Source organism: Mycobacterium sp. (assembly GCF_019247615.1).
Classification (GTDB): Bacteria; Actinomycetota; Actinomycetes; order Mycobacteriales; family Mycobacteriaceae; genus Mycobacterium.
This window is the reverse complement of record NZ_JAFBAT010000185.1, coordinates 25,190-31,467: the sequence shown is the minus strand read 5'-3', so window position 1 is coordinate 31,467 and position 6,278 is coordinate 25,190. Positions and strand designations below refer to the sequence as shown.

General features: G+C 66.4%; 6 protein-coding genes and 1 pseudogene. 3 read left to right on the top strand and 4 right to left on the bottom strand.

Annotated elements, in window-relative coordinates; translation table 11 throughout:
• The first annotated feature begins 116 nt into the window (after window positions 1–116).
• A complete protein-coding gene (locus JO059_RS12625; RefSeq protein ID WP_293319130.1) occupies window positions 117–917 on the top strand; it encodes a DUF4383 domain-containing protein in 801 nt (266 codons plus the stop codon).
• Between the two features lie 34 nt (window positions 918–951).
• On the opposite strand, the gene JO059_RS12620 is transcribed toward JO059_RS12625, so the two are convergent.
• Window positions 952–1,227, bottom strand: a complete 276-nt coding sequence (locus tag JO059_RS12620) for a hypothetical protein (RefSeq protein WP_293319128.1) — start codon at window positions 1,225–1,227, stop codon at window positions 952–954.
• Between the two features lie 219 nt (window positions 1,228–1,446).
• Between JO059_RS12620 and JO059_RS12615 the strand changes: the two genes are divergently transcribed.
• Window positions 1,447–2,391, top strand: coding sequence for a lytic transglycosylase domain-containing protein (locus JO059_RS12615; protein WP_293319126.1), 945 nt, complete (start codon window positions 1,447–1,449; stop codon window positions 2,389–2,391).
• Between the two features lie 22 nt (window positions 2,392–2,413).
• Here the strand turns inward: JO059_RS12615 and JO059_RS12610 are convergent, their stop codons facing one another.
• A complete protein-coding gene (locus JO059_RS12610) occupies window positions 2,414–3,061 on the bottom strand; it encodes a S1 family peptidase (protein ID WP_293319124.1) in 648 nt (215 codons plus the stop codon).
• A 437-nt stretch (window positions 3,062–3,498) separates the two neighbouring features.
• Window positions 3,499–4,095: an HdeD family acid-resistance protein gene (locus JO059_RS12605; RefSeq protein WP_293319122.1), complete on the bottom strand. Its 597-nt coding sequence runs from the start codon at window positions 4,093–4,095 to the stop codon at window positions 3,499–3,501.
• A 227-nt stretch (window positions 4,096–4,322) separates the two neighbouring features.
• On the opposite strand from JO059_RS12605, the gene JO059_RS12600 reads away from it, so the two are divergent.
• Window positions 4,323–5,522 (top strand): AI-2E family transporter, encoded by a 1,200-nt coding sequence (locus tag JO059_RS12600; protein WP_293319119.1) that lies wholly within the window; start codon window positions 4,323–4,325, stop codon window positions 5,520–5,522.
• Between the two features lie 16 nt (window positions 5,523–5,538).
• Here the strand turns inward: JO059_RS12600 and dmpG are convergent.
• Window positions 5,539–6,234: pseudogene (gene dmpG, locus JO059_RS12595) on the bottom strand (4-hydroxy-2-oxovalerate aldolase); the annotation flags it as partial.
• Between the last annotated feature and the right edge of the window lie 44 nt (window positions 6,235–6,278).

Sequence of the window (6,278 nt, the reverse complement as noted above, 5' to 3'; positions counted from 1 at the left end):
CTTGATGGCTGAGTTCCATGGTGTTACGCCCCGACGTCCCTCGACAAGGTTGAGTAGCCCGGGCCGTAGTGGGTAGCCGATGCCAAAGACTTGCTGACCAGGCTGGAGGTCGCAGGATGCCGGTAACCGCGGGGCACGTTCCCGGTTTGACGTCGGGGTTGCGCAGGGTCCCCACGGACCCGGCACATTTCCGCAGCGGGCGCTGGTTTTTGTTGGCCGAGGGCGCGCTGGTCAGCGCATTCGGGATAGCAGGCCTGATTTCGGCGGCCCTGCATCCGAACGCCGGGCCGACCGGGATGCCGGTTCTCGGCCTGGCCTCGACTGCGGCGCACAGCGCGCTACTGCTCGCGTTCGGGGTGGTGGCCATGGCGGCGGTCGCCAACCGGCGTGCGGCGGTGACCGTTACCGCGGTCAGTGCGGTGGGCTACACGATGTTGCTGTTTTTCAGCAGCATCTCCACGGCGCGCAACATGCCGACGCCGTTGGGGTTCCACGCTGCCGACATCGTGCTGCACGGTGTGCTCGCGGTGGTCAACCTCGGGTTGCTGATGTGGCTGATTCCCGACGAGTTGGGAGACGAGGCCTGGACGCCGCGCCGACGGCAGGGCCACGTCCGCGTGCGGCGACAACAGTCGACATCCGCATCGGCCGAACCGGCGGTGCGCGTGCAGGAGTCGGCGGCTCACCCGGGCCCGGGCGATGACCCGATGCCACGGGAGCGGCCGGTCCTCCTCGAGCGGTCACCGACCCGCGAAACGCACGAACGCGCGGCCCAGGACGTCGAGAATCCGAAGCTGAACCAGCGGGCACCCCGCGCCGTCGTGCCCGGAGCGGTGGCCATCCTGGCGGTCGTCGGCATCGCCGTCGGGCTCATCGTCTGGCGAAACCGACACCGGCGCAGCCGAACCCGGACGTAGCTCTCACCTGGCTTCGAATGCGCAGACGTATCGGCTACCGCCAGCTGGCCGGCAGATCGGTGATGTGGTTGGGGCAGAAGTCCTGGGCCGCCATCGACATGACATTCCTCGCGTCCTCGGCCGACATCTTGGCGCGCAGCATCATGAAGGCGTATTCGGCTGGGGCGTAACCCATGTCGCGCCCCGTCGGATCGTCCATCAGCCGGCATGCCTCCTGTTCCCGGCCGGCGTCGGCGTGCGCGCTGCCCGAGCCGAAAAGCGCCAGGCCCGCAAGTGCGCCGGCGGCCAGTCTCGCGACCGTCTTCAACATCGTTCCCTTCTCCGACTCCATTTCACGCAATCAGGCGGGCGCCGCTTGCCATCTCCATGATCTCCGGCGCCACGAGCACAAACGACATTGCCTACCCCCGGGGTGTTATCGCGGACCAGCAGTAGCCATGATGGAACCGGACGCCGGAAAACAGGTGAGTATCGGCAAAAAAGGGAACAAACGTCGAGGCTGTCCAGGCGATCGCCGGAGGTGAACCACGTGAGCCGTAGCCGCGTAGCCGCTGTCGCGGCCATGATCGTGTTGGCACTCGCAGGGTGTGCGCGGACCACCACGGCGCCGAATACGGCCGCGGTGGCCGGCCCGGCCGCACCGTCAGCGGCCGCCACCCCGCTGGTATCAAGAACGGTTCCCGCCGCACCGAGCCCGCCCCGGGGCGCGCAGCCGCCGCTGGCGGGGGACCCCGCCCAACTGGCCGACGACCTGGTCGCCGACGAACGTGCGCTGCGTGACCCGTCTGCGGCCGAACCGGCGCTGGTCGCGGCGGCGCATCGCGAGCAGGCTGCCTACCACGCCATCGGGCGGCACCCAGAATGGGACGGCATCATCCGACCGCGAATCCCGGCGGAGTTGGCTGGCATCTACGACCGCAATGTCGACGCGCGCCGGCAACTGAGCGCGATGACGTCCCCGAGGGACACGCTGCCCCCGTGGCGCATCGATCCGCCGGCTCCCGCCGATGAACTCATGAGTTACTACCACGCCGCCGAGTCGGAGTCCGGCGTCGGCTGGAACTATCTGGCCGCGATCAACCTGATCGAGACCCGGTTCGGCAGCATCAACGGCGTGAGCACCGCCGGGGCGCGGGGACCCATGCAGTTCCTGCCGCCGACGTTCATGTCCTACGGCCAGGGCGGCGACATCAACTCGCCCCGCGACAGCATCATGGCGGCGGGCCGCTACCTGGCAGCCAACGGGTTCGCCAACGACCATGATCACGCGATTTTTGCGTACAACCACTCGCACCAGTACGTGCAGGCAGTCGACCAGTACGCCGCGCTGATGACCGATCCCGCCGCGTTCGCCGGCTATTACCGATGGGACGTGTACTACAACACGACCGCCGGCGAGGTACTGCTACCCATCGGATACGCCGCGGCGTCGCCGATCCCGGTGGGGGAATACCTGGCGAGTCACCCACAGTAGCGCGGCCGCATGCATTGGGCGACTACGGAAGAACGCGCAAGCCCCAGCGGCCAAGCAGCGGATCCACGAGCGCGAAGTACGTCGTGTAGTCGTCCCCCACAGGCGAGGACATCAAGAGACCCACCGCGCTCACGGTGCCATCGGCATTCTTCACGAAACCGGGACTGCCGCTGTCGCCGGGGAGGCTGAATACGCTGGCTTCGACGACCTGGTCCGCCACGTCTTTGACGAGTCCACAGGTTTCACCGGTGACCGCTCCGACCTTGCAGAACGGCATGCCGACGCGAATTTGACTTTCGTTCAAGACATCTCGGACGCGATACCGGCCGTCGACGTCACCGTTGGGCGCACCGAGGCTCTGGTCGAGACGGATTATTGCTGCGTCCTTGGTATCGCCCTCGTTCTCGCTGGCGGTGATCGTGCCGAGCGGGACTGCGTCGCCGTAGGTCCACGCTGAACCGTCGTGTGCGTCGCAGTGTCCGCTGGTCATCAGGTAATAGCCGCCGTCATTGCCTTGAGCCGCGAAACCAGCTGTGCACGAGCTGTTTTCGTCCTCTACCTTGATGCCCGGCGTCAATCCCGGGGCCGCCAATACGGGATCGGCCAACGTCGTCGCTGTGACGAGCACAGCACCGATCAGCTTCAACGCTCGCAACCAAGACAACGCCACGCCGCCTCTCCTCTGGGGTCGGCAGCATCGTAGCAGCGCGCAGAACCCGGACCCCGGCTATGCCCGAGATCTGGCCAACCCGTCCGCTGCTCAGTCTCCGGTGCGGTCGAGAACCTGCTCGTAGGTGCTGCTCAGGCATTTACTGCCGGATTCCTCGTCGTAGCCCCGGCCGGCGAGCCGCATGATCGGGTCTAGAGGCGGGTTCGGGGCCGAGCACCCGCAGGATGGTGTAGCCCGCGAACTTCTCGCCCGTGGCCAGCGGCATGAGCAAATCCTAGGCGGGCCGTTTCGGCAAAATTAGTCGACTCGGGGCAATCTCGCACCCCGCCGACCGCGCGCTCGGTCGGCACCGCGCGCCTTCGGCTGTCGTCAGCTCCGTCCTCAAGCGCGCATGTGGGATATTAAGCCCTGTGGCCCAACATCATTGGCGCGGAGGTCTACCGGGCAGCGCCGGCCAGGGTCTGGAATCCTTGCGCCGTGTGCTCGACCGTCTTACGCGCCTGGAATGCCCAAATGATTTGGCACAGTCCGATGACGACCAGCCAGGAACCGGCGACGATCGCCAGTACCACGATGCTGTCGAACGGCCAGGTGATGACGATCATGCCGGCGATCACCGTGAGGGTGCCCAGGAAGATGTGCCACCCTCGGCCGGGCAGCTCCCGATGGCTGATCGCCAGCACGGACTCGGCCACGCCCTGGAAGATAAAGCCGACTCCGATCCAAATCGCCAACAACATAACGGCATAGCCCCCGCCGAAGTGGCGGAACGCGAGCACACCCAGCACCACCGACAGCGCCCCGCTGATCAGCATCAGCACCCGACTGCCGGCGGAAACATCCAGGGTCAGCGCGAAAGCAACCTGCGCTATGCCCGACACCACCAAATACGCGCCGAACAATACGGCCGCGACCAGGATCGATTTTCCGGGCCAGATCAACACCACAACGCCCAACACCACGGCCATCAACCCGGACGCGAGCACCGTTTTCCACAGGTCGCGAAATACTTCCGGCGTCTGCAAGGTGGTCATGTTCTACTCCTGACGATTCCCGATAGCGGCTGGGTCATCTCCGACATGACAAGCGTGCTCTTCCGAGAGACCACCGGTGTAGGGCACAAAGTCCTCTCATTCACCGTCGCAAACGCTTTGGGCCGCCGGCCCAGCCGCGTCACGGGAAATCGCGTGTCGTGCGACGGCATGCCTCGCGCGGGCGTCACGCTGTAAAGACACCGGGCAAAGGCTGCCCGGTCGGGCTGATGAACGGGGGCATGCACGTGGTCGACGACGCCGAGGCGCAACGCCATCTCGCCGATCGTGGTCATCACCGTTTGGTGGGTCGTCCGCACCGCGACGACGAAGGGCCGATCGTTGCGGCCGAAGAGCGCGCCGCGCGACTGCTCTCCGACCAACATCGCTTCGGCGAAAGGGGGGAACGGTTCAACCGGCAATCTCCCTTCGTCGTGGGGCTGACCGCGTCGGCCGGGGTGGCCGTGACGTACGGGGCGGTGCTGGTCCTCGGGACGATGTCGTCGGTTTTGGTGTTGATCGGCGTGGCGATGTTTTTCGCGCTGGGACTCGAGACCGCGGTGTCCTGGCTCGTCAACCACAAGGTGCCGCGCTGGGCGGCGGTCACCATCGTGGTGATCGTGGTGTCCATCCTCATAGCCGGGACAGTGGCCGCAGCCATTCCCCCGCTGGTGCAAGAGGCACGCCAGCTCGTCGACCAGCTGCCGCACTACATGCAACACGCCCAGGACGGTTCGTCTCTCCTGGGCAGGATCAACGAGCGCGTCCACCTACAACAGCGGATCACCGAAATGGTCAATGGGTCGGGCAGGTTCACCTTGGCGGGCATCGTCCGGACCGGCTCGCAGGTGTTCGGCGTCGTCTCCCACGTCGGCATCGTGGCCATGCTCACGGTGTACTTTCTCGCCGATATGCGCCGCATCCGCGCCGGGTTCTACCGGCTGATGCCCAACTCTCGACGTCCGCGCGCCATCCTGATCGGCGACGCGGTGGTGGCCAAGTTCGGTGCGTATCTCTTTGGGAACGTGCTGACTTCGGTCATCGCGGGGCTGGCCACGTTCGTCTGGTGTGCCCTGCTCCATGTTCCCTACGCGGTCCTGCTCGGCGTTGCGGTGGCCATTTTGGACCTCTTCCCCTACGGCTCGACCGTCGGCGGATTCATCGTGGCGGCGGTGGCGCTCAGCGTCTCGATACCCGTCACCATCGCGACCGTCGTCTTCTACATGGGATTCCGGTTGGGCGAGGATTATCTGTTGACTCCCAGGATCATTGGCCGGGCCGTGCGGGTGCCGGCGGGCGTCACGGTTGTCGCGGTGCTGCTGGGGGCCGCCTGGTTGGGCGTGGTCGGAGCGCTGGTTGCGATCCCGCTCGCGGCGGCACTGCAGCTGTTAGCGCAGGAGTTGTTATTTCCCGCCCTCGACGAGGCGTGAGCGCCTCCAAGCCGTGCTAGGTGTGCGCCGCGTACGGGGCGCCGGTCAGGTCGAGGGCGATGTCGACGAGCATGTCCTCCTGCCCACCGACCATCCCGCGACGGCCGGCTTCGACGAGAAGGGTGCGCGCGTCGACGCCGAACCGTTCGGCCGCCGCCTCGGCATGGCGCAGGAAGCTCGAGTACACGCCGGCGTAGCCGAGCGTGAGCGTCTCGCGATCAACGCGCACGGGGCGCTGCTGCAGCGGACGGACGAGATCGTCGGCGGCATCCTCGAGGGCGTTGAGATCGCAGCCGTGTTGCCAGCCCATGCGGGTGGCGGCCGCGATGAAGACCTCCAGCGGGGCATTGCCGGCTCCAGCGCCCATGCCGGTCAGGGACGCGTCGATGCGTTGACACCCGTGCTCGACGGCGACCATCGAGTTGGCCACGCCCAGCGACATGTTGTGGTGGGCGTGGATGCCCAATCCCGTTGCGGGATCCAGCCTTTGGCGGACGGCGTCGACGCGCTCCGCGACGTCGCGCATGGTCATCGCACCGCAAGAGTCGACGACGTACACGCAGCCGGCGCCGTACCCCTCCATCGACTTAGCCTGTTCGGCCAGCGCCTGCGGAGTCGTCATGTGGCTCATCATCAAGAATCCGACGGTGTCCATGCCCAGCTCGCAGGCGGCGGCGATGTGGTGTGCGGAGATGTCGGCCTCGGTGCAGTTCCGCTATGAGCAATCGCGTTGTTGCACAACGGATGACGCTCGAT

Excerpts from the sequence above, each read along its gene's own strand:
- JO059_RS12625 (WP_293319130.1), top strand. The coding sequence starts at position 117 with ATGCCGGTAACCGCGGGGCACGTTCCCGGTTTGACGTCGGGGTTGCGC.
- JO059_RS12620 (WP_293319128.1), bottom strand. The coding sequence starts at position 1,227 with ATGTTGAAGACGGTCGCGAGACTGGCCGCCGGCGCACTTGCGGGCCTG.
- JO059_RS12605 (WP_293319122.1), bottom strand. The coding sequence starts at position 4,095 with ATGACCACCTTGCAGACGCCGGAAGTATTTCGCGACCTGTGGAAAACG.
- JO059_RS12600 (WP_293319119.1), top strand. The coding sequence starts at position 4,323 with ATGAACGGGGGCATGCACGTGGTCGACGACGCCGAGGCGCAACGCCAT.